This is a genomic window from Candidatus Nealsonbacteria bacterium (assembly GCA_026396195.1).
Classification (GTDB): Bacteria; Patescibacteriota; Minisyncoccia; order Minisyncoccales; family JAGGXC01; genus JAPLXH01.
On record JAPLXH010000002.1, the window covers coordinates 1 to 21,431 of the forward strand.

The window sequence follows — 21,431 nt, forward strand, 5'->3', positions numbered from 1 at the left end:
TGACATCAAAAACAAGCAAAAAAAGTAAAGGGCAGAAGAAAACTAATTATATAGACTTTATTCGCGACTTAGGAGATATAGGCAATATGAGACAAGAGGCGTTGGAGAGTCAGCAGAGCCTTTCTTCAGCAGACACTCATATTTAGCTCTTTTTATTTATACTCTTTTTATTTTTAATGGCAACTTTATGTTTTTTGGTTGCTGTTTTTATTTTGACTCGATTTGTTAGGGCAAAAGACTTGTTTTAAAAGGGGATATCCTGTTCTTTCAGAACGGAGTAGTTCATTCTTCTATGATTTCTTCAATTTCGTCGCAGATAATTTTTGGAGAATCGTCCCGATTATCAACTTTTCCTTTTACAATGACAATTTTATTTTCCTGGAAAGCGGTCAGATTTTTTTCCATCACTCTCGGGAAAACAACCATCTCTATTTTATCGTGAAAGTCCTCCAGTTTTACAAAGAGCATCGGTTGCCCTTTTTTGGTTATAATTTTTTTTATATTGGAAATAATTCCCCCGACTTTAATTACCTGGCCCCAAATTTTTCCTTTTGCATCTTTTATCGGCGAAACATTTTTTTCAAAAATTTTTCTATAACCTTCCAGCGGATGAGAGCTGATATAAAGCCCCAAAAGCTCTTTTTCCCAGGTTAACTTTTCTTTATTAGTAGCCGGTTTCGCTTCGTCTAATTTTATCGCGGAATTTGAATGGAACAATTCGCCGAATAAATTTTTTTGATTGTTATTTTTTGTCTTTTGAATTTCCCGATGATTATCTAAAATTTTTTCCATATTAAAAAGAAGCTTATTTCTTTCTTCTAATTTGTCCAAAACGCCGGTTTTAATCAAACTTTCCAAAGATTTTTTATTTAAAACCTTTGAGTTAAGCCGGGAAACAAAATCGGAAATTGTTTTAAAGAGCCCTTTTTCTTTTCTTTCTAAAATTATAGCTTCAACAACCGCTTCGCCAACGTTTTTGATGGCTAAAAGCCCGAAACGGATTTGGTTTTTATGGGGGATAACCGAGAAATTTCTGAAACTTTCGTTGATGTCCGGCGGCAAAACTTCAATTTCCATCTTTTTGCATTCGTTAATTAAATCGGAAATTCTTTCAATGTCGCTCTTTTCCGAAGTTAATAAAGCAGCCATGAATTCAACGGGGAAATGGGCCTTTAGGTATGCGGTTTGATAGGCGATGGTGGCGTAAGCTGCGGCGTGGCTTTTATTGAAGCTGTAACTGGCAAATGGCTCTATCCAGTCCCAAATTTTTTGAGATACTTCAGGGCTGACATTATTTTTTTTCGCCCCTTCCATAAACTTTGTTTTTTGGGCTAAAAGTAGCTCTTTTATTTTTTTACCGATAGCTCTTCTTAACACATCCGCTTCTCCCAGGGTAAAGCCGGCTAACTTCTGGGCGATTTGCATTATTTGTTCCTGATAAACCGGCAGTCCGTAAGTGGAGGCCAAAATCGGCTCGAGCAAAGGATGAAAATAATCAACGCTTTTTAATTTATTTTTTCTTTGGATATAATCCGGAATAATTGCCATCGGGCCCGGCCGATAAAGGGCGACCATGGCGATTATGTCTTCAAAATTAGAGGGTTTTAATTGTTTCAGATATCTTCGCATTCCGTCGGACTCCAATTGAAAGACCCCCACCGTGTCTCCTTTTTTGAAGATTTGAAAGGTTTGTTTGTCTTCATTTGGGATATCGTCAATATTGATTTTTTTATTTTTAACTTTATAAATTCGAGAAAGCGCGTCTTCGATTATGGTCAGATTTTTCAATCCCAGCAAATCCATTTTTAAAAGACCCAAATCTTCGATGGAATGCATTTCGTATTGGGTGACGATGGCTTCATCGTTTTGGGTGGGGTGTTGGAGGGGAACTATATTTTCTAACGGGTCGTTAGAGATAACTATTCCGCAGGCGTGAGTGGAAGCGTGGCGGGCGCAACCTTCCAGTTTTTTGGCAAAATCAATTAATCTTCTGGCTTCCTCCTCGGCTTCATAAAGTTGGCGGAATTCGGAAATTTTTTCCAAAGAATCATTTAAAGAGAAGCCGAAAGGAATAATTTTAGCCACCCGGTCGCAAAAACTATAAGGCATTCCCAATGCCCGGCCAACATCCCTGATTACGGCCCGAGAACTCATTGTTCCGAAAGTGATAATTTGGGCTACTTTTTCCCGGCCGTATTTTTGGGCGATGTAATCAATCACCTCGTCTCTTCTTCGGTCGGTAAAATCCATATCAATATCGGGCAGGGAAATCCGGTCTTTGTTTAAAAATCTTTCAAATAGTAAATCATATTTTAAAGGGTCAACGTTGGTGATATTTAACAAATAAGCGACAAGTGACCCGACCGCCGAACCTCGTCCCGGTCCCACCACGATTCTATTTTGTTTCGCCCAATTAACAAAATCTTGAACTATCAGAAAGTAAGAGGCAAAGCCGGTTTCGCCGATAACCGACAATTCGTAATTCATTCTTTCTATTACCTCCTTTTTAGGCAAGATTCCGAATCTTTTTTTAAGCCCTTCCATGGAAAGTTCTTTTAAATAACTTTCCGGAGTTTTGCCTTCGGGAACTTGAAAAGAGGGAAGCTTGGTTTCGCCCAATTTAAATTCAAAATTACAAAGAGAAGCTATTTTTTGAGTATTATCAAGAGCTTCGGGAGTTTCTTTAAAAGAATCGGCCATTTCTTGGGCGCTTTTCATTGAAAAATCGTCAATCTTCATAGTTAATCTTTCGGGGTCGTTAATGTCAGCTCCGGTGTTGATCAGCATTAAGACATCCTGGGCATCGGCATCTTCTTTGTTTAAATAATGGACATCGCAAGTCGCTACCAAGGGAATATCCAGCTCTTTTGAAAGTTTTATCAGCCCCTGATTCACCTTTTTTTGTTCTTTTATATTGGGATGGTGCTGGATTTCAAAATAAAAACTGTCCGGTTCGAAAATTTTTTTATATTTTAAAGCCGTTTCCTTGGCTTCGTCTAACCTGTTAGAAAGAATTAATTGGGGAATTTTTCCTTGAATGCAGGCCGTGAGAGCAATTAATCCGGAGCTATGTTTTTTTAATAGCTCATCGTCAATTCTCGGCCTGTAATAAAAACCCCTTAAATGAGCTTGGGTGATTAATTTCACTAAGTTTTTATATCCTTGTTCATTTTTTACCAAGAGTATGAAGTGATATCTTCTGTCGTCGACATTGGGTCTTTTTTCATCCATTGAATTAAAAGCCTGATATACTTCACAGCCGATAATCGGCTTTATTCCTGCTTTTTTCGCTTTTTTATAAAATTCTACGGCGCCGTAAAGGTTGCCGTGGTCGGTTATTGCCAAAGAATCCATGCCTAATTTTTTGACTTGGTCTATCATTTCATCAATCTTTGGCAGGCCGTCAAGCAAGCTGTAGTGGGAGTGGAAATGGAGGTGAGTAAATTTCATAAAAAATAAACTTATCTTATTTTATGTCCTCAAAAAATTTCCGTCAATTAAAAGTTGACAAATAAATTATTTAGATTAAAAAGACAGAGGAGGTTGGAAATGATAAATATAGAAATTCATGGTCTTGGATTGCATATCGCATCAAGAATAAGGCAGGGGATAATCAAGATTTTTTTAGTAGACGAAATAAAAGTATCAATCTTTGATCATTAGATAATAGATGTCAAGCAAAAAGAATCTCCCTTTTTAAGGGTTTACGCCACTTCCCAAGAGAATAGTGAGAAAATCAGAGAGAAATTGTTAGTTTTAGACATGGATATTGAATATATAAGTCTTGATAACTATTGGTACGCTTTTCCAAGAAAAAAACAAGGAGCGAGAAAATATTTCTTCCTCCTTTTTTATTTTATATAGCATCGCAGCAAGTTTTGTTTAAAAAGGGGATCATTGACTTTTTCTATTATTTTGGTATAATAATAAAATTGAAATAGTTCTTTAATAAAAAAGGTTCAAACTTTGAGGCGAGCGTTTTGGACGCCAGAAAACTGGTTTCTAAACCGCTCGTCTCAATTCCGAGACAAGCAGGAAACAAAAAAGGAAGGTATGTCATATGGAAAAAACTTTTAGACTAGCAACAAGCCCAAAACGCAGCCGTGAAATCATGGGAAAGAACTTTTTCGGCCTTGAAGAGATCTTTAGTCACTTCGTGGCTAGAATTACCAAAAAGAAAAAGCAGTTCGCTGCTCTTTCGGAGGTTCCGTTCTCCGAAGCAGTTCTCGAAGAATTAAAGGATACCCATATCCTGATAGCGGTCTTACCGTTCTCAATTCTAGAGATTCGTAGCAAAGTAGCCTCAAGTCTCTTCCTGTCTCACGAAGGCGCTTGGTACAACAAGAAATCATTTGCCAAAAAGCACGGTCAAACAAAATGGCAACTGGTTCGCAAAACCGAAGTGGCAAACTCGACCTCGAAAAGCTGGCGAGAACAGCAAGTGCTGCTCTCAAAAGACGAAGAAGTGCCCACAGCTCAAGTGATGGTATACACCATCATCGGTCATTATCTAGCTACCGGCGAACATCTATTCAAAAACACCAATGTTCGTACCTCATCTGTGGTTTCGAATGGCGGTCACGTCGGTGTCTGCTATATCGATTCAATAGACTCAATCCCTCCACGGATAGGTATCAATATCAACACCTTCTCTGATCGTACTCACTTGGGCATTGCGTCCGCTCGGAAGTTCTGAACCTTAAAGTCTTGAGAATTTGTTTCTCTTGACATTTTGAGCCTTCGGCAAATTTTTTCGCAGTAGGCTCTTTTCTTTTTTGCTTTGTCCGGCATAAATTCTAATGTTTATAGGAGTCATGGGTCATTAAAGTTTTTTTATGTATCTTAGAGGCTAAAGCTTCTTTTTTATTTATTTTTTAAAATGTTAGAATTTAGAAATGGACATTCTAAAGGAAGAAAAAAATCTTTGGAAAAAAAAATTTAAATTTGTAGCCGGTACGGACGAAGTAGGCAGAGGTCCTTTGGCCGGACCCGTTACCGCTTGCGCGGTTTTTGTTTCAAAAAAATTTAGACTTCAGAAAAATTTAAAAAAAATAAAAGATTCAAAAAAATTAACTCCTAAAAAAAGAGAAGAGTTTTGCGAGATTTTGAAAAAACATCCCCAGATTGAATGGGGGATAGCCAATGTTTCGGAAAGAATAATTGATAAAATAAATATTTTTGAAGCGTCAAAACTGGCAATGTTAAGGGCGATCAAAGATTTAAAAAATAAACTAAAGAAAAAGATCGACTTTTTAATTCTTGACGGAAACTTTAAAATAAACTCAAAAATACCCCAAAAACCGATTATTAAGGGTGACAGCAAAGTTTTTTCAATAATGGCGGCTTCCGTGATTGCCAAGGTGACGAGAGATAATTTAATGGCAAAATTAGATAGAAAATATCCAAAATACAAATTTTTAGTCCATAAGGGTTATCCAACCAAGCTTCATCAAAAGCTTTTGAAAAAATACGGGCCTTGCAAGATTCACAGAAAAACTTTCAGTCCCGTTAAAAATTTATTAATCAAGAAATAAACAAAAAAATCATTAGGCAAAAACCTAATGATATGTTAATTTTACTTAGATCTTAAAGGATCGACTCGTACTTTCCAGGTGATTTCTGACTTTTTTGTTCCCGGCAAAAGTTTAACTGTTTTACCAGCAATCAAGCTATCTAGAAATTGCTCGTCAACATTTATACTGGTTTTTGTCTTTATTAATCTGTCCGTGTCTTCCTTAGGAATTCTTAGATCGCATAGGGCTTTCTTTATAGCTTTTTCTATTATTTCTTTTTGGGCCATCGGCGTGCCTTTAAGTATATACGGCGTGGGAAGTGTAATATTCACGATAAAAGTTCTGTTTATTACCATAGAACGCCATTTGCCTACACTTTTTCGAAGCTTAGCTTCGTTCCAAATGATATGCTCACTAGGGGAGACAGTTAAGTTGAAATTATTTTTTTCTGAAATAATCCCTCGAAGACCATTGTTTGCTTTTGCTATATCGATAATTTCTTCTCTTCGTTCTTCTTGCCGTTTGCGCGCACTGTCAATTTTCCATTGTTTTCTGCTAAATGTTTGAGCCAGATCGCAGAGTAGTACTAAAATTTTTGAAGGAATTTTTAGCTTGGTTCCAGGTTCCACTTTCAATCGTATATCCGGGAAAAAAGTGGGTAGAAGATCAAATCTTTCTTTCTTCTTTTTCTCTATTACTTCATTTTCTTTCATTTATTATCACCTTTTTTAAAGAACCTCCATCTTTTTATTATTAAATTTCCAAAGACTTGTCAAATGATTATTTTTTTGTTAGTATTGAAACCAGTTTAAAGTTTTTAATTAAAAAACATTATGGCAGTTCCAAGAAAAAAACATACTAAAAGCCATCGGAATAATCGCCGGAGGAATATTTTTATTACTCCGCCATCTTTAAATAAATGTTCAAAATGCGGAAAGTTTGTTTTGCCGCATGCTATTTGTTGGAATTGCGGTTATTACAAGGGCTTTGAGGTAATAAATGTTCTGCAAAAATTGGAGAAGAAAGAAAGAAAACAAAGAGAAAAAGAAATTAAAACAAAGGAAGGCGAGGCCCAAGAAGAAAAGCCCTTGAGCGCAGAGGGTTTGTCAAAAAAATAAACAGTAAATTTTAAATTATGTCCAGCCGACATCTTTCTCGTTCTATCGCCATGCAGAGTTTGTATGAGTGGGATTTTTACGGCCAAAAACCGGAGGCTCTTAAAAAAATTGTTGAAAGAAACATAAAAGAATTCGGTCCCGGATTGGAAAGCGTGGATTTTATTTGGAAATTGATTGACGGAGTGACTTCTAATTTATCCCAGTTAAACCAGATTATTGAAAAAACCGCACCCGAATGGCCTTTGGAACAAATCACAATAATCGACAGGAATGTTTTAAGAATCGGTCTTTATGAGTTGATTTACGAAGACAAAAGCGAAGTTCCTCCCAAGGTGGCGATTAACGAAGCTATAGAATTAGCCAAGAATTTTGGCGGTGAGAGTTCGGGAAAGTTCATTAACGGAGTTCTGGGCACGGTTTACAAAGAAATGGAAAAAATAAGCGGAGCCAAAGAAGAAAAAAAAGAAAATAAAAAAGTCTGATTTTTTATGCGAGAATTTTCTTTGCTTGAAAAAAAATTAAATTTAAACTTTAAAAACAAAAAACTTTTAACCCAGGCTTTTGTTCACCGGTCTTTTTTGAACGAAAATCCGGACTTTAAAATAGGGAATAATGAAAGATTGGAATTCTTAGGAGATGCCGTTTTGGAGCTGGTTGTGACGGAATATCTTTACCAAAAATATCCTAAAAAATCCGAAGGAGAGCTGACTAATTGGCGGGCGGCCTTGGTGAATGCCGATTCTCTGGCGAAAATCGCCGAAAGAATCGGTTTGAATAATTTTCTTTTGCTTTCCAAGGGAGAGTCAAAAGAAATGAACAAAGCCCGGAGATACATACTGGCTAATACCATAGAGGCCTTTATCGGCGCCCTTTATCTTGATTTGGGATATAAAGCGAGCCAGGAATTTATAAAAAAACAAGTTATAAAAGAACTTCCCCAGATAATAAAATCAGGCTCTTACAAGGATTCCAAATCCCATTTTCAAGAGAAAGCTCAGGAAAAAACGACCGTTACCCCCACTTATAAAATTCTAGAAGAATGGGGGCCGGACCACGCCAAGCACTTTAAGGTGGGAGTTTTTTTGAAAGAAGGATTGATTGCCGAAGGAGAGGGCTCTTCCAAGCAGGAAGCCGAAGTAAAGGCCGCTGAAAAAGCTTTGAAAATTAAAGATTGGCTCTAAATTTAAAAAGAAATTATTAAAACAAAATTTATGTTGTCAATAAGATTAAAAAGAATAGGGAAAAAAAATCAACCATCGTTTAAGGTTATTGTTACGGAAAAAAAGAAATCATCTAAAGGCGGAACCAGGATTGAAGAATTGGGTTTTTTTAATCCTTTAACTAAAAAAATATCTTTAAAAAAAGAAAGAATTTTATATTGGCTGAGCAAAGGAGCCAAATGTTCCGATACCATTCATAATTTATTAATCAAACAAAAAATTTTAGAAGGCAAGAAAATTGCCGTTCATAAAAAAAGCAAAAAGAAAGAAGAGGTAAAACCCTCTGTTCCCGGTGAAAAACCTGCAGTTCCGGCAGCTCCGGAAAAGACACCGGAAAAAATCGCAGAACAAAAACCCGTAGAACAACCAAAACCATCCGAAGAAAAAAAAGAAACTGTTTCGCCGGAGCCTCCGCCAGAAAAGGAAAAACCCTTGGAAGAAAAAAAATAGAATCCGGATAAAAAAGCAATTCTTGCCCGAGTTAATCTCGGGCTTTTTTAATAAAAAAACCGCAAGACTTTTGTCTTCTATTTTTGTTATCAACAGTTTTTGTGGTAAAATAAAAAAATAATCAAAAAGGCGAAGTAAGCATTAATACGAAGTAAGCATTAATACGAAGTAATCTCTAATACGAAGTAATCTTTAATACGAAGTAAGCATTAATATTCAGAATAATATGCGAAAAAAGGAATTTTCAAAAAAACAAAAAACCGAAGAAATGGTTTCCATTATTGCTCATCAACTAAAAAGCCCGGTTGCGGCGATAAAAGGATATTTAGAGGCCTTGATTTCCGGAGATTGCGGCCAAATCAATAATTTTCAAAAAGAATATTTATCCGATGCTTTAGAGAACCTGATCAAAATGTCCGGATTTATTGATAATCTTTTGGATGTTTCCCGGATTGAAGAAGAGCATTTTGAAGTCAAACTGAAACCTACATCCCTGGAAAACGTAGCGGAAAAAGTTATTTCCGATTTGTCCGTTTGGACAGAAGCCAGCAACTGCAAAGTTCTTTTTGAAAAACCCGAGAGCTCTCTTCCTAAGGTTTTGACCGACCCTGATAAAATTGAAAAAGTTATCCAGAATTTAGTTACCAATGCCGTAAAATATAAAAAAATAGGTCCGGGCAATATTGAAATAAAAATAGAAAAAGAAGGCCAAAAAATTTTATTTTCCTGCAAAGATAATGGAATCGGAATCCCTCAAGAAGATTTAAAAAAAGTTTTTACTAAATTTTACCGCTCAAAAAAAGCCATGACGATTGATATTTTTGCTTCAGGAATAGGCCTTTATATAAATAAAGCCACAATTGAGCTTAGTGGCGGAAAAATTTGGTTTGTCAGAAACAAGAAGGGCGGTACGACCTTTTATTTCACTTTGCCTATTGTCAAAAATTAAAACATGAGTGAAGAAAAACAAAAAATATTAATGATAGAAGAGGACCGTTTTTTAAGGAAGATTTATAAAAATAAATTATCAAAAGAAAACTTTGAATTCATTGAGGCTACCAACGGAGAGGAAGGCTTGAATAAAGTAATTTCTGAAAATCCGGATGTCGTTTTGCTGGATTTGATTCTAACAAGAAAAAGCGGTTTTGATGTTTTGGTTGAAATGAAGAGAAACAGAAAAACCAAAAAAATTCCCGTTATCATTCTTTCCAACCTTGGCCAGGAATCAGACATTCAGAGGGGTCTTTCTTTGGGAGCAAAAGAATATTTGGTTAAAACTGAAATTAGTCTTTCTGATGTGGTTAATAAAATAAAAGAATGGGCGGTTAAAATAAAAACATGATAATTACGGAAAATCTTTTAAAAAAAATTTTAGTTGATACTGAAATAATTTCTTTAAAAGATTTCAATTTAGCCATAGACCAAGCCTGCCAGAAATCAGAGCCTCTTGAGCAGATAATTATAGAAAAAGGATTTATTTCCGACGATGAATTAGGACAGCTTATTGCCGATGAAATCGGCTTTCCTGTTATTAATTTAAGAAAAATAAAGATAAACAAAGAAGTTTTAAGCATAGTTCCCGAGATAGTGGCAAAAAAACAAGAAATAATTGTTTTTGAAAGGATAAAAGAAGGATTGAAGGTTGCAATGGCTAATCCCGAAAATTTGGAAATAAGAGAATTTATTGAAAGAAAAACAGGGGAAAAGGTTATCCCTTATTTTGCCACCAAAAACAGTATCAAAGATTCTTTTAAATTTTACAGGAAAGAAATCAAAGAAGAGTTTGAAGAAATTATCGGAAAAAATATAGAAGATTTAAAAAAAGTAAAAGACAAAGAAGAGCCTCTGCCGGCAATAAAAACAGTGGATTTGATTTTAAATTCGGGTTATGAAAATCGGGCTTCCGACATCCACATTGAGCCTTATGAAAATAAAATAATATTAAGATATCGAATTGACGGAGTTTTGCACGACGTTTTAACCCTGCCTAAAGAAGTTCAGGATTTTTTAGTTTCAAGAATTAAAATCATGGCTCGCTTGAGGACCGACGTTCATGATGCCGCCCAGGACGGGCATTTTTCCTTTCCAACCGCCAACGAAAAAGTTGATGTCCGGGTTTCAGTTGTTCCCATTGAAGAAGGAGAAAAAATAGTGATGAGAGTATTGGCGGAAAAATCAAAAAAATTCGACCTTAAAGAGCTGGGCTTTCTTCCTAAAGACCTGAATCTTATCAAGGAAAATTTAAAAAAGCCCTGGGGAATGATTATTTCTTCGGGTCCCACAGGTTGCGGAAAAACTACGACGCTGTATGCATTGTTAAAAATTTTAAACACCCGCGATGTTAATATAATGACCATTGAAGACCCGATTGAGTATGACATCGAAGGGATTAATCAAATTCAGGTTAATGCAAAAACCCATTTGACTTTTTCCAAAGGGTTAAGATCGATAATGAGACAGGACCCCAATATCATAATGGTCGGGGAAATAAGAGATTCCGAAACCGCTAAACTCGCGGTAAGCGCCGCCATGACCGGCCACTTGGTTCTTTCAACTTTCCATGCCATTGACGCTTCAACGGTTTTAACCAGGCTTACTGACATAGGAATTGAACCCTATATCATATCTTCCACAGTCAACATTATTATTGCCCAAAGATTAGTCCGGAAAATTTGCCCTAAATGCATTGAAAGCTATGAAATTTCATCTCAGAAATTAGAAGTTCTTCTGTCCAAAGATTTAATTTCTAAGTTGCCAAAAACTAAAAAAGGAAACATCTGTCTTTTTAAAGGAAAAGGATGTCCGGTTTGTCAGAAAACCGGATATTTGGGAAGAGTGGGTATTTTTGAAATTTTGGAAATGAACGACCCTATTAAAAAATTGGTAATGGAAAAAGCCAATGCTTCTCAAATTAGAAATGAGGCCTTAAAGTCGGGGATGACTCCGATGATTGACGACGGTCTGTTGAAGGCGGAAAACGGCTTAACGACCCTCGAAGAAATTTTAAAAGCAGTAAAATAAACCTATGTTTAATTTTCAAAAAGAAAAAATGTTATTTGCCGAGCATCTTTCTTTGTTAATCAAGGGCGGAACAACCCTTAACGAGGCATTGGACATTTTGAAAGAAGAATCAAAATCAAGAACCTTTAAAAAAGCCCTGGACAGTGTTTCCAAAAGAATTTTAGAAGGAGAAAGCCTGAATAAAAGCTTGGCAAGATATCCTAAAATTTTTAATAAATTTTTTCAAAACGTGGTAAAAGTAGGGGAGGAAAGCGGAACTCTTGAGGAAAATTTAAAATATTTGAGCCTTTGCCTTAAAAACCAATACTCCTTAAAACAAAAATTATTGGGCGCCTTGATGTATCCCATTATTGTTATTGCCTTAGCTTTAGTTATTGTTTCAGGAACCATGATTTTTATTTTGCCAAAATTATTTACCACACTAAATGTTATTGAAGCTCAACTGCCTTTATCTACCAAAATTTTATTTGGAATCAGTGTTTTTATACAAAAATACTGGATTTTTTTAATAGTAATTTTTATTTTTTTAATTTTAATTTATAAAATTTTTAATTATATAAAAATTACCAGGTTTTATTTTCATAAAATTATTTTTTTTATGCCTTTTTTCGGAACTACCAATAAAAATAGCAATTTGGCTGAATTTTCCCGGGTTTTTTTCACTCTTCTGAAAAGCGGAGTGCCGATTCTGGAAGCTTTTGATATTTGCAATGAAACGGTAACCAGTGATGTTTATAAAAAATATTTGAAATTAGTAAAAGCTCGCGTTGAAAAGGGACAAAAGCTCAGCAAATCTTTTAAGGCGTTTCCTAAGATTTTTCCTTCAATTTTTTCCCAGATGATTTTGGTCGGTGAAAAGTCAGGAACCCTGGAAGAAAGCATGTCTTATTTGGCTGAGTTTTACGAACAGGAAGCCGACTCGGCTCTTAAAAACTTTTCTGCAATAATAGAACCTATTCTGTTAATTTTAGTCGGATTTTTTGTTGCTTTCATTGCTCTATCCATAATTACTCCAATTTATCAGATTACCAGTAATCTGTCTCAATAATTTATAATCTATGACCGTAAAGAAATCTCAGAAAGCTTTTACTTTGATTGAGATTTTGCTTGTGATTGGAATATTTTCAATCTTGGCGATTCTTACTTTGCCTTTATCTTTGGATTTTTATAAAAAATACCAGCTTGATATTTATACTCAGGAAATCGTTCAGGCCCTAAGAAGAGCTCAATTAAAGTCAATGTCAGTTGAGCAAGATTCAAGATTCGGAATTTATTTAGCCGAAGGAAACTATGTTTTATTCAGGGGCAATTCTTATGCGGTCCGGGAATTGCAATATGATGAAATTTTTGACATTCCTTATAATATTTCTTTAAGCGGGTTGTCGGAAATAGTTTTTTCTAAACTATCTGGCCTGCCATCGGTTAGTGGCGATATTATTTTAACCAATGGCAACGAAGAAAGAATTATAAATATTAATAGCATAGGAAGAATAAGTTATAAAATAAAATTAGTATCACCACCTCCTCCGCCACCGCTCAATTGTTGGGGAACCGGAGGTTCTTGCGATTCTCTTTGTCAATATTTAAACTATGGAACTTTAACGAGTTATTATGTAAACCCAGGTTGTGCCACTTCTTGTCTTGCTACCGGTTCAATTTATGTAGGCCCAAGTGGTTTTTGTAGCACAGACGGTACGGGTAATTGTTATAAAATGGAAAGTCCTGCTGTTCAATACACTTCCTCTTCTCAGGGAACAAGTTGCAGAGGCGCTTGTTCGGGAGTATGCAGGCCTTGTACTCTTCTCCGCACCCAATCAACATGTATTAACCAACGTGGTTGTAGTTGGGTTTCAGGAAGATGTCTAGGAACATGTTTGTCGTGTTCTGATTCTTATTTTAATAATAGGGTCTTATGCGAGAATCAAAGAATTTGTTCTTGGGCAGATACAAGTTGGTATTGGAATTTAAGTAATTCTCAAAATGGATACAATTCTTATGTTACATGTCAATGGTATTGATAAAAACAAGGGTCAATCTCTTATGGAGTTATTAATTGCCATAGGAGTTTTTATTATATTATTTAGCGGTATAGTTTTTTTAATATTAAACGATTATACTTCAAGCCTTTTAACTCAGGAAATGAACACAGCGAATTTTTTAGCCGGAGAAGGGATCGAGGTTACAAAATCTATTCGGGATAATTCTTGGGATGACTTAATAATCGGGGAACACGGTTTGGCAATTTCCGAGAACAAATGGATTTTTCAAGGCATAGAAGAAAATATAAGCAGCCAGCTTAGAGACGGGAAAAGAAAGATAATCGTAAATACCATAAATTCAGACAAAAAAGAAATAATTTCTAAGGTAACCTGGAAATTAAATGAAGCTCGTTCTCAAGAAGTTATTCTAGTTACTTATCTTACTAACTGGCAAAAGATTTTATCTTTTTTACCTGATGTTTTTTTTGATTCGGACAAATACTCAGTTTCAGAAGACGGAGGAAGCGTTATTATTCCAGTTGAACTTTCTGCCTCGAGCAGTAATGAAATTTCAGTAGATTATATAACAAGCGATGACACGGCAATGGGTTGTTCTGTGTGTAATGCTGATTGTGACTATATTACCGCTTCAGGAACCTTAAACTGGGTTCAAGGCGATAATTCTCCAAAGACCTTTGTTATTACTATTTGCAATGATTCTATTAAAGAAACAGAAAATGAAACGCTTAATCTTTTTTTGATTAATCCGGTTAATGTTAATTTGGGTAATCCCAGTATGGCTGTCCTGACAATAAAGGATGATGATAAACCACATCAAAACTGTTGGGGAACAGGAGGTTCTTGTGATTCTCTTTGTCAGTATGCCAATTATGGCTCTCTAAATAGTTATTATACTAATTTTGGCTGTACTTCTACCTGTCCTGTTGCCGGTTCTTTCTATATTAATTTTAGTGGAGCTTGCAGTAATAATGGAACAGGTTTTTGTTATAAGATGGAAAATTTTTTAACTCGATTTACTTCTTGTTCTCAGGGAGCAAGTTGCGGAGTAGCTAATTGTTCGGGAGCATGCACGCCTTGTAATAATTTTTACACTGAACTAGCTTGCCTTAATCAACTTGGTTGTCGTTGGCTTATAAGCCCTGAAGAAGGAGAGGGAACCTGTGCAGGAACATGTCGGTCGTGTTCTAATTTTAACAATAGAGCTTTATGCGAAAATCAAAGAGGTTGTATTTGGACAGACGCAAGGTGGAATTGGACCTTAAGTAATTCTCGAACAGGTTATTCTTCCTATGCTAGCTGTACTTGGTACTAGTAATAAATGATTAAAAACATGAAAGGATTTACTTTTATTGAATTAATAATTTACATAGCCATTCTTTCTGTTATTTTAGTTTTAGTTGGCAATCTTACTTGGAATATTATTCAAGGCAATACCAAGAATGCTTCTTATAGAGAAGTTCAGCAAAATATCAGTTTTGCTATGGAAAAAATTACTAAAGACCTTAGGCTAGGCTCCAACCCCAATATTTTTTCTGTTTTAGATGGAGTTCTTTACCAGAACAATATTCCTCTTACTACCGCTCAAGTTAAGGTAATAAATTTCCAAATTACTCCCATTGCTAATACTTATAAAATTGGCTTAAGTATTGAATACAATAATCCTAGCAACAGAAATGAATATAAAGCAGCGATAGTTTTAAACTCAACGGTAACTTTAACGGCAATAGGCAGCGTGCCTTCTCAGGGCTGTTGGGGAATCGGAGGCTCTTGCGACCCTATTTGTCAACATAATAGTTACGGTTCTTTAATCAGTTACTATGCTAATCCTGGTTGTACTTCTACCTGTCCTGTTGCCGGTTCTTTCTATATTAATTCCGGTGGCGCTTGCAGTAATGATGGAACAGGTTCTTGCCACAAGATGGGAAATTCTTTAACTGCATCTACTTCTTGTTCGCAGGGAGCAAGTTGTGGAGGCACTTGCTTGGGGATATGTACTCCCTGTTCAGGTTTAAATCAGGCCCAGTGTTCTCAACAACAGCGTTGCCGGTGGTTTTCTTTTTCTGGAGGGCGGTGTTTTGGTCGGTGCACTATCTGTAGTAATTTTTCCGACCAAACTTTTTGTCAAAATCAATTAGGATGTTCATGGCAGAGCACAGGATGGAATTGGACCCTAAGTAATTCTCAAGGAGGTTATTCTTCCTACGCTAATTGTGAATGGTATGTCCAATAATAATCAAAAAAATCAAGAGGGATATATTGCTTTAATTTCAGTAATTACGGCTTCGGCAATAGCTTTAATGATAGTGATTAGCGCCGGCTTATTAGGCATTTCTGATTTAAAGATGGAGTTGCAAAAAATCCAGTCTTTGCAATCTTATTATCTGGCCAATCTCTGTGCTGAACATTCTTTAATGCGACTAAAAGAAAATATGAGTTATAATGGAGACGAGACAATAAATTTGGCGGAGGGCACCTGCCGGATTTTACCGATTGAAGGAAACTGGACCGTAAAAGTTTTTGCCAGTTCTTCCGGGCAGGTCAGAAAGATGAAAATAATAATTAGCCAAATTAATCCCAAAATGTCTATTTATTCTTGGGAAGAAGTAGCTGAATTTTAATTCCATGGTTAATTTTTATAAAAAACAATTTTTGAGTTTTAATATATCTGATTATTCAGTAGAGCTGATTTCGCTGAAGGGCTTTTTGGAATCTCCTGAAATTAGAGTTTTTGGCAGAACGGTGCTTGAAAAGGGAACGGTTGAAAACGGTAAAATTTTAAACAAAGAAAAGTTAAAAGATTCTATTCAAAAATTAATTAAAAATCCCGATTTTGGAAAACCAAAAACAAAAAAAATAATTTTTTCAATACCCGAGTCAAAAACCCTTTTTTGCACCTTTGAGCTTCCAAAAGACCTGGAAGGAGACGAAGAAGAAGAGCTTAATTTCATAAAGAGAGAGGCGGAACAAACTTTTCCTTATTCGCTGGAAGACCTTTATTTGGATTTTAAAATCAACAATAAAGAAGTTTTTTTGTTTGCCGTTCCCAGGGAAACAACGGACGAGTTTTTAGAAATTTTTAAAGATTGCAAGTTAGAACCTGTAATTTTTGAGCCGGAATCGGAAAGTCTTTTTCGTTCTTTAATCAAAGGAAAAAAAGACCCCATTCTAATTGTTGATATTGGCGAGAAAACCACCGATTTTAGCGTTTTCAACAAAGGTTTTTTAAAAACAAGCATTTCAATTGAAACCGCGGGAAACAAATTTACGCAATCTATTTCAGAAGGCCTGAAAGTTTCTTTTAAAGAAGCTCAGAAGCTGAAAGAAAAATTTGGATTAAGTCCGGAAAAGAAACAAGGAAAAATATTTTTAATTCTTCAAAAAGAAGTCAGAGAAATTATTGATGAAATAAAAAAAATTGAAGATTATTTTAAGAACAAAGAAAGCAAAGGCCTTGAAAAAATAATTCTGACCGGAGGTTCGGCACTCTTGCCTTGTTTTTCAGAATATCTGGCTGAAAATTTGCAAAAATCTGTAATTATCGGCAGCCCTTTGGAAAATATTAATATAGACGATTTACCAAACAGAAAAACTTTTAAAATGAAGTCTGTTATTTATTCAGCGGCAATCGGCTCCGCTTTGAGGGGATTGGACAAAGATCCGGAAAATTCAGGAATTAATTTGATAAAGGAAATAAAAAACAAAACTCCTAAAAAAAGACAAACGTCCGAAACTGATTTACCATCTCCTAAAAAATCATCTGCCCGGAAATTGCCGCGGAAAAAAATTTTAATTTGGATTGCGGTTGCAAGCGCAATTGGAATTTCAGCAATCCTTGCGATTAAGTTTGTGCCGGGATTATTTAATTCGCAAGAAAAAAAATTTGAAAACAAAGAAGTGCCGGCAGTTTCTCCGGTCCTTCCGGAGGAAGAATTAATCAACCCTAATCCTATTCCGGAGCCTCAAGGGGGATTAGAAGTAGTTTCCAGCAGCAGTGAAGAAAAAAAAGAAGAAGAAAAGGGTTTAGAAATAACTAATCCTAAATTAAAGATTACAGATACGCCGACCGGATGGCTCAATGTCCGCGATGAAGCTTCCTTTGACGGAAAAGCGATTACAAAAGTTTACCCTGACGAGGAATACGAATATACCGACGAAAAAGACGGTTGGTACAGGATTATTTTGCAAGATAAAACAGAGGGATGGGTTTTTGGGGGTTATATTATAAAGATTTAAAATTTACTGAAATTTGTTTTTTAGTTATTCACAGCCTTGCTCTTCTAAAAAATTTTTAAAAAGGTAAAATTAAAAAAAGACCAAAAAGGTCGAGGATAAATATTATATTTTTGTATTTAAACTTATGAAAAACAAGGGTTTTACTTTAATCGAATTATTGATAGTAGTTGGAATTTTAGCTGTTTTAATAGGCGCAATAGCTGCTGCAGTTAACCCGCCGAAACAATTTGCCAAAGCCAATAATTCTCGACGCTGGGCGGATATTATGAATATTATGAATGCGGTTTCCCAAAATATAATTGAAGGAAAAGGAGTGTTTACCACATCTTCATCGTGCACACAGCTTATTCCTACGACAACCGCCACTAACATACAAAAGACAGGAGGTTATGACCTTTGTGCTTGCATAGTTCCCAACTTCATAGGAAGTTTGGCAGTGGATCCGTTGCAAGGCTCTCCGGCCAATGGAGTAACAGATTGCGCCGCAGCTTATAGCACATATTACCAGATTCAACGAAACGAAATTACCGGCCGAATAACAATTACTGCTCCTCTTGCCCAATCAGAAGGCGGAACAACACCTGTAATTTCTCTTACCCGTTAATTTATTAAAATTTTAAAGACACCAGAAATTAACCCTGACTTTTTGTTAGGGTTTTTTCGTTGATAAAATTATTGAGGGGTTGACAAGGGTTAATTAATTTTCTAATATTAAAGCGCATGATAAATACCGTTATTAATTTGAAGAAACAAAAACAAAGAAGCGGTTAAAATATTCTGGGAATTTTAGTTCTCAGAACAATCGCTTCTAAAAGAAGCGGTTTTTTATTGAAGGACTATTGATAGAGCGCGAAAGAACTTTGAAAATTAATGATTATTAATTACTAGCCAAGAGATGCACTTACATAATATATATTAAAGGCAGATGGTGGATGCCCTGGGAGACTGCGGCGAAGAAGGACGTGGCGTAGCTGCGATAAGCTTCGGGGAGGTGCTTAGCAACCTATGATCCGGAGATTTCCGAATGGGGAAACCTATTCTGATGATGAATCAGAATGTCTCAATTTAAAATTGAGAAGCAAACCCGCTGAAGTGAAACATCCTAGTAAGCGGAGGAAAATAAAAAAAGTTCCGACTTGTCGGAATCATTTCCTTAGTAGCGGCGAGCGAAAAGGAAGGAGCTCAAACCTTTTTTGATGCAAATCGAGAGAGGGGTAGTAAGAAGATAACGTTGGGGGCATTTCTGGTGCACAGAAATGCTTTCTAAGGAGAACATTTAGGCAAAGTTTGATTAGTCGAAATACCCTGGAAAGGGATACCATAGAGGGTAAAAGTCCCTTAGGCGAAAATCACTTTGTGCTCCTTGTTATTTATCTTGAGTACTTCGGGAAAAGACAAACCTGAAGGAAGCAGGCTGAACTATCAGCCAAAGCTAAATACGTCAGTCTCACCAATAGTGAACCAGTACCGTGAGGGAAAGGTGAAAAGTAGGGGGGTGACCCCGGTGAAATAGAACCTGAAACCATTTTGCCTACAAAGAGTCGAAGCCCCGGTCGCAAGATCGTGGGTAACGGCGTGCCTATTGAAGAATGAGCCAACGAGTTTGGGCGTTTTCTTAGTCTAAGTCCCTATGGGACAGAGGCGTAGCGAAAGCAAGCGTCAAAAGCGCGTTAAGAAAGTGTCCAAGACCCGAAGCCAGTGCGAGCTTGCCATGACCAGGATGAACCCCGACGAAAGTTGGGGGGAGGTCCGAACCCGTGAGTCGTTCAACTCTCTGGGATGAGTTGTGGTAAGAAGTGAAAAGCTAAACGAGCCTGGTAATAGCTGGTTCTTCCCGAGATAACTTTCCGGTTAGCGTCGAGCTTATGCAATTGGAGGTAGAGCACTGGATGGAATACCGTGGTGTTTCGCCAGGTTTTCCAACCAAACTCCGAATGCCATTTGCAACTACTCGGCAGTTAGACTCCGGGCGCTAAGGTTCGGGGTCGAGAGGAAAAGAGTCCAGACCTTCATCTAAGGTCCCAAAATTTGAGCTAAGTGTACTTAAGGAGGTGGAGCCTCTGTGATAGTTAGAAGGTTAGCTTAGAAGCAGCTATCCTTTAAAAAGTGCGTAATAGCTTACTAACTAAGAGACTCTGCACCGAAGATTTCCGGGACTAAAGCTCAGTACCGAAGATAAGGCTTCATATGGTATTTATACAATGTGAGGGGTAGGGAAGCGTTCTCTTCTGCGATGAAGCTTCGACGTGAGTCGGGGTGGAGCGGAGAGAAGTGAAAATGTTGGCATGAGTAACCACAATCCTGATGAAAACTCAGGACACTGATATCCTTAGGTTTCCTTGGCAATGAAAATCAGCCAAGGGTTAGGCGGGCCTTAGGGGATGCCGAAAGGCGTACCTGATGGACAGCCGGTTAATATTCCAGCCCGTCCGTTAATTAACCTCAAAATGACGAAGAGTTGTATTCTGGGCGTATTATTGGATTTACGTTTGTCCTATGAGGATTTTTCCAAGTAGGCCAGAAATTTTTTTCCTCGGAAAGGAAAATTCAGACGAGCACTCTTCCGAGAAAAGTTTTGAGTATTATTAACGGGCACCGTACCGTAAACCGACACAGGTGGGATGGTGTAAGTGTACCAAGGTGAACGAGTGAAAGCTCCTAAAGGAACTCGGCAAACAAGCAGGCGTAACTTAGGAATAAGCCTTGCCCTCGCTTGACGAGGGCCGCAGCAAAAGTATCTCTGACGACTGTTTACCAAAAACACAGGTTCCTGCTAACTCGCAAGAGGATGTATAGGAACTGAGGCCTGACCAGTGCTGGAACGTTAACAGCGGCGGTCTTTTCAACGCAAGTTGGAAAGGCTAACTGCTCGAAGCGCCAGTAAACGTCCGCGGTAACTATAACCGTGTTAAAGTAGCGTAACCCCTTGCCAGGTAAGTTCTGGCCCGCATGAAAGGCTTAACGATTGGAGAACTGTCTCTAGGAGCTGCTCGGTGAAAATGCAAAACCTGTAAAGATGCAGGTTACTTGCGGCTAGACGGAAAGACCCCGGGAGCTTTACTGTATCCAGATATTGAATTTTGATTTTTGATGCGTAGCGTAGGTGGGAGACTTTGAAACCTCGATTTTGGTCGGGGTGGAGTCGCCAATGAAACACCACTCTTTAAAAATCTTTCTTCTAATCTCTGACAAAATCAGAGAGACAGTGTCTGGTGGGCAGTTTAAGTGGGGCACTTGCCTCCTAAAAGGTAATGGAGGCGTTTAAAGGTCGGCTAGCTCCGGATGGAAATCGGAGTTGTCGGGTAAAGCCATAAGCCGGCTTTACTGCAAGGCGTATATGCCACGCAGTTGCGAAAGCAGAACTTAGTGAACCGACCCTGGTTTATAGAATCGGGGGAGATCATCAGACAAAAGTTACCCCGGGGAAAACAGGCTGGTAGGGCCCGCGAGTCCGTATCTACGGCCCTGTTCGGCACCTCGATGTCGGCTCAACGCATCCTGGGACTGGAGTAGGCCCCAAGGGTTTGGCTGTTCGCCAATTAAAGCGTTACGTGAGCTGGGTTCAAACCGTCGCGAGACAGGTTGGTCCCTATCTACCGCAAGCGTTAGAATTTTGAGGGAGGTTGATCCTAGTACGAGAGGACCGGATTGAACTAACCTCTGGTGTACCAGTTGTCACGCCCGTGGCATCGCTGGGTAGCTAAGTTAGGTCGGGATAAGAGCTGAAAGCATCTAAGCTCGAAGCCCATCCCAAGATTAGAATTCATTTTAAGGCCGGTCAGAGACTATGACCTTGATAGGGCACAGGTGTAAGCTCAGCAATGAGTTAAGCCGAGTGCTACTAATGGCCAAATATAAAATGCTTCTCTTGGCTAA

Annotated in this window: 18 protein-coding genes and 1 rRNA gene; 17 read left to right on the forward strand and 2 right to left on the reverse strand. The window is 37.4% G+C overall.

Annotation, left to right across the window (positions count from 1 at the left end; all coding sequences use genetic code 11):
- Positions 1–282: 282 nt before the first annotated feature.
- Positions 283–3,450, reverse strand: coding sequence for a DNA polymerase III subunit alpha (locus NTU58_00300; protein ID MCX6764141.1), 3,168 nt, complete (start codon positions 3,448–3,450; stop codon positions 283–285).
- 610 nt (positions 3,451–4,060) lie between these two features.
- Between NTU58_00300 and NTU58_00305 the strand changes: the two genes are divergently transcribed.
- Together NTU58_00305 and NTU58_00310 are read left to right on the forward strand one after the other, a co-directional pair.
- Positions 4,061–4,696: a hypothetical protein gene (locus tag NTU58_00305; protein MCX6764142.1), complete on the forward strand. Its 636-nt coding sequence runs from the start codon at positions 4,061–4,063 to the stop codon at positions 4,694–4,696.
- A gap of 199 nt (positions 4,697–4,895) precedes the next feature.
- Positions 4,896–5,534 (forward strand): ribonuclease HII, encoded by a 639-nt coding sequence (locus NTU58_00310; GenBank protein MCX6764143.1) that lies wholly within the window; start codon positions 4,896–4,898, stop codon positions 5,532–5,534.
- 41 nt (positions 5,535–5,575) lie between these two features.
- On the opposite strand, the gene NTU58_00315 is transcribed toward NTU58_00310, so the two are convergent.
- Entirely contained in the window at positions 5,576–6,226 is a 651-nt protein-coding gene (locus NTU58_00315) for a hypothetical protein (GenBank protein ID MCX6764144.1), read from the reverse strand.
- Between the two features lie 120 nt (positions 6,227–6,346).
- Here NTU58_00315 and rpmF point away from each other — a divergent pair, with 120 nt between their 5' ends.
- The 15 genes from rpmF to NTU58_00390 all read left to right on the forward strand — a co-directional run bounded on the left by rpmF (position 6,347) and on the right by NTU58_00390 (position 21,419).
- Positions 6,347–6,631, forward strand: coding sequence for a 50S ribosomal protein L32 (gene rpmF / locus NTU58_00320; protein MCX6764145.1), 285 nt, complete (start codon positions 6,347–6,349; stop codon positions 6,629–6,631).
- A 17-nt stretch (positions 6,632–6,648) separates the two neighbouring features.
- Positions 6,649–7,113 carry a transcription antitermination factor NusB gene (gene nusB / locus NTU58_00325; GenBank protein ID MCX6764146.1) on the forward strand — a complete coding sequence of 155 codons (465 nt, stop codon included), beginning with the start codon at positions 6,649–6,651 and terminating at the stop codon, positions 7,111–7,113.
- Positions 7,114–7,119: 6 nt separating this feature from the next.
- Entirely contained in the window at positions 7,120–7,812 is a 693-nt protein-coding gene (gene rnc / locus NTU58_00330; GenBank protein ID MCX6764147.1) for a ribonuclease III, read from the forward strand.
- A gap of 30 nt (positions 7,813–7,842) precedes the next feature.
- Positions 7,843–8,301: a 30S ribosomal protein S16 gene (gene rpsP / locus NTU58_00335; protein MCX6764148.1), complete on the forward strand. Its 459-nt coding sequence runs from the start codon at positions 7,843–7,845 to the stop codon at positions 8,299–8,301.
- Positions 8,302–8,527: 226 nt separating this feature from the next.
- Positions 8,528–9,250 carry a HAMP domain-containing sensor histidine kinase gene (locus tag NTU58_00340; protein MCX6764149.1) on the forward strand — a complete coding sequence of 241 codons (723 nt, stop codon included), beginning with the start codon at positions 8,528–8,530 and terminating at the stop codon, positions 9,248–9,250.
- Between the two features lie 3 nt (positions 9,251–9,253).
- Positions 9,254–9,643 (forward strand): response regulator, encoded by a 390-nt coding sequence (locus NTU58_00345; GenBank protein ID MCX6764150.1) that lies wholly within the window; start codon positions 9,254–9,256, stop codon positions 9,641–9,643.
- Entirely contained in the window at positions 9,640–11,322 is a 1,683-nt protein-coding gene (locus NTU58_00350; protein ID MCX6764151.1) for a GspE/PulE family protein, read from the forward strand. Before NTU58_00345 ends, NTU58_00350 begins: the two co-directional genes overlap by 4 nt.
- Positions 11,323–11,326: 4 nt before the next feature.
- Entirely contained in the window at positions 11,327–12,370 is a 1,044-nt protein-coding gene (locus tag NTU58_00355; GenBank protein MCX6764152.1) for a type II secretion system F family protein, read from the forward strand.
- A 10-nt stretch (positions 12,371–12,380) separates the two neighbouring features.
- Positions 12,381–13,340 (forward strand): type II secretion system protein, encoded by a 960-nt coding sequence (locus NTU58_00360; GenBank protein ID MCX6764153.1) that lies wholly within the window; start codon positions 12,381–12,383, stop codon positions 13,338–13,340.
- Positions 13,303–14,634, forward strand: coding sequence for a hypothetical protein (locus tag NTU58_00365; GenBank protein ID MCX6764154.1), 1,332 nt, complete (start codon positions 13,303–13,305; stop codon positions 14,632–14,634). Before NTU58_00360 ends, NTU58_00365 begins: the two co-directional genes overlap by 38 nt.
- A 6-nt stretch (positions 14,635–14,640) precedes the next feature.
- The gene (locus NTU58_00370) at positions 14,641–15,552 is read left to right on the forward strand and encodes a prepilin-type N-terminal cleavage/methylation domain-containing protein (GenBank protein ID MCX6764155.1); all 912 of its coding nucleotides are present in this window, start codon (positions 14,641–14,643) and stop codon (positions 15,550–15,552) included.
- Positions 15,542–15,940: a hypothetical protein gene (locus NTU58_00375; protein ID MCX6764156.1), complete on the forward strand. Its 399-nt coding sequence runs from the start codon at positions 15,542–15,544 to the stop codon at positions 15,938–15,940. The genes NTU58_00370 and NTU58_00375 overlap by 11 nt, the downstream gene beginning before the upstream one ends.
- Positions 15,941–15,971: 31 nt before the next feature.
- A complete protein-coding gene (gene pilM, locus NTU58_00380) occupies positions 15,972–17,555 on the forward strand; it encodes a pilus assembly protein PilM (GenBank protein ID MCX6764157.1) in 1,584 nt (527 codons plus the stop codon).
- A 124-nt stretch (positions 17,556–17,679) separates the two neighbouring features.
- Complete coding sequence (locus NTU58_00385; GenBank protein MCX6764158.1) at positions 17,680–18,159, forward strand: prepilin-type N-terminal cleavage/methylation domain-containing protein; 480 nt, start codon at positions 17,680–17,682, stop codon at positions 18,157–18,159.
- 300 nt (positions 18,160–18,459) lie between these two features.
- Positions 18,460–21,419: ribosomal RNA gene (locus tag NTU58_00390) — 23S ribosomal RNA — on the forward strand.
- The last annotated feature ends 12 nt before the right edge of the window (positions 21,420–21,431 follow it).

What these genes read in the sequence shown, in the direction of transcription:
- rpmF (MCX6764145.1), top strand. Translation starts at nt 6,347, where the DNA reads ATGGCAGTTCCAAGAAAAAAACATACTAAAAGCCATCGGAATAATCGC.
- nusB (MCX6764146.1), top strand. Translation starts at nt 6,649, where the DNA reads ATGTCCAGCCGACATCTTTCTCGTTCTATCGCCATGCAGAGTTTGTAT.
- rnc (MCX6764147.1), top strand. Translation starts at nt 7,120, where the DNA reads ATGCGAGAATTTTCTTTGCTTGAAAAAAAATTAAATTTAAACTTTAAA.
- NTU58_00300 (MCX6764141.1), bottom strand. Translation starts at nt 3,450, where the DNA reads ATGAAATTTACTCACCTCCATTTCCACTCCCACTACAGCTTGCTTGAC.
- NTU58_00370 (MCX6764155.1), top strand. Translation starts at nt 14,641, where the DNA reads ATGATTAAAAACATGAAAGGATTTACTTTTATTGAATTAATAATTTAC.
- NTU58_00355 (MCX6764152.1), top strand. Translation starts at nt 11,327, where the DNA reads ATGTTTAATTTTCAAAAAGAAAAAATGTTATTTGCCGAGCATCTTTCT.
- NTU58_00305 (MCX6764142.1), top strand. Translation starts at nt 4,061, where the DNA reads ATGGAAAAAACTTTTAGACTAGCAACAAGCCCAAAACGCAGCCGTGAA.
- NTU58_00345 (MCX6764150.1), top strand. Translation starts at nt 9,254, where the DNA reads ATGAGTGAAGAAAAACAAAAAATATTAATGATAGAAGAGGACCGTTTT.
- NTU58_00315 (MCX6764144.1), bottom strand. Translation starts at nt 6,226, where the DNA reads ATGAAAGAAAATGAAGTAATAGAGAAAAAGAAGAAAGAAAGATTTGAT.
- rpsP (MCX6764148.1), top strand. Translation starts at nt 7,843, where the DNA reads ATGTTGTCAATAAGATTAAAAAGAATAGGGAAAAAAAATCAACCATCG.
- NTU58_00365 (MCX6764154.1), top strand. Translation starts at nt 13,303, where the DNA reads ATGGATACAATTCTTATGTTACATGTCAATGGTATTGATAAAAACAAG.
- NTU58_00385 (MCX6764158.1), top strand. Translation starts at nt 17,680, where the DNA reads ATGAAAAACAAGGGTTTTACTTTAATCGAATTATTGATAGTAGTTGGA.
- NTU58_00350 (MCX6764151.1), top strand. Translation starts at nt 9,640, where the DNA reads ATGATAATTACGGAAAATCTTTTAAAAAAAATTTTAGTTGATACTGAA.
- NTU58_00310 (MCX6764143.1), top strand. Translation starts at nt 4,896, where the DNA reads ATGGACATTCTAAAGGAAGAAAAAAATCTTTGGAAAAAAAAATTTAAA.
- NTU58_00360 (MCX6764153.1), top strand. Translation starts at nt 12,381, where the DNA reads ATGACCGTAAAGAAATCTCAGAAAGCTTTTACTTTGATTGAGATTTTG.
- NTU58_00340 (MCX6764149.1), top strand. Translation starts at nt 8,528, where the DNA reads ATGCGAAAAAAGGAATTTTCAAAAAAACAAAAAACCGAAGAAATGGTT.
- NTU58_00375 (MCX6764156.1), top strand. Translation starts at nt 15,542, where the DNA reads ATGTCCAATAATAATCAAAAAAATCAAGAGGGATATATTGCTTTAATT.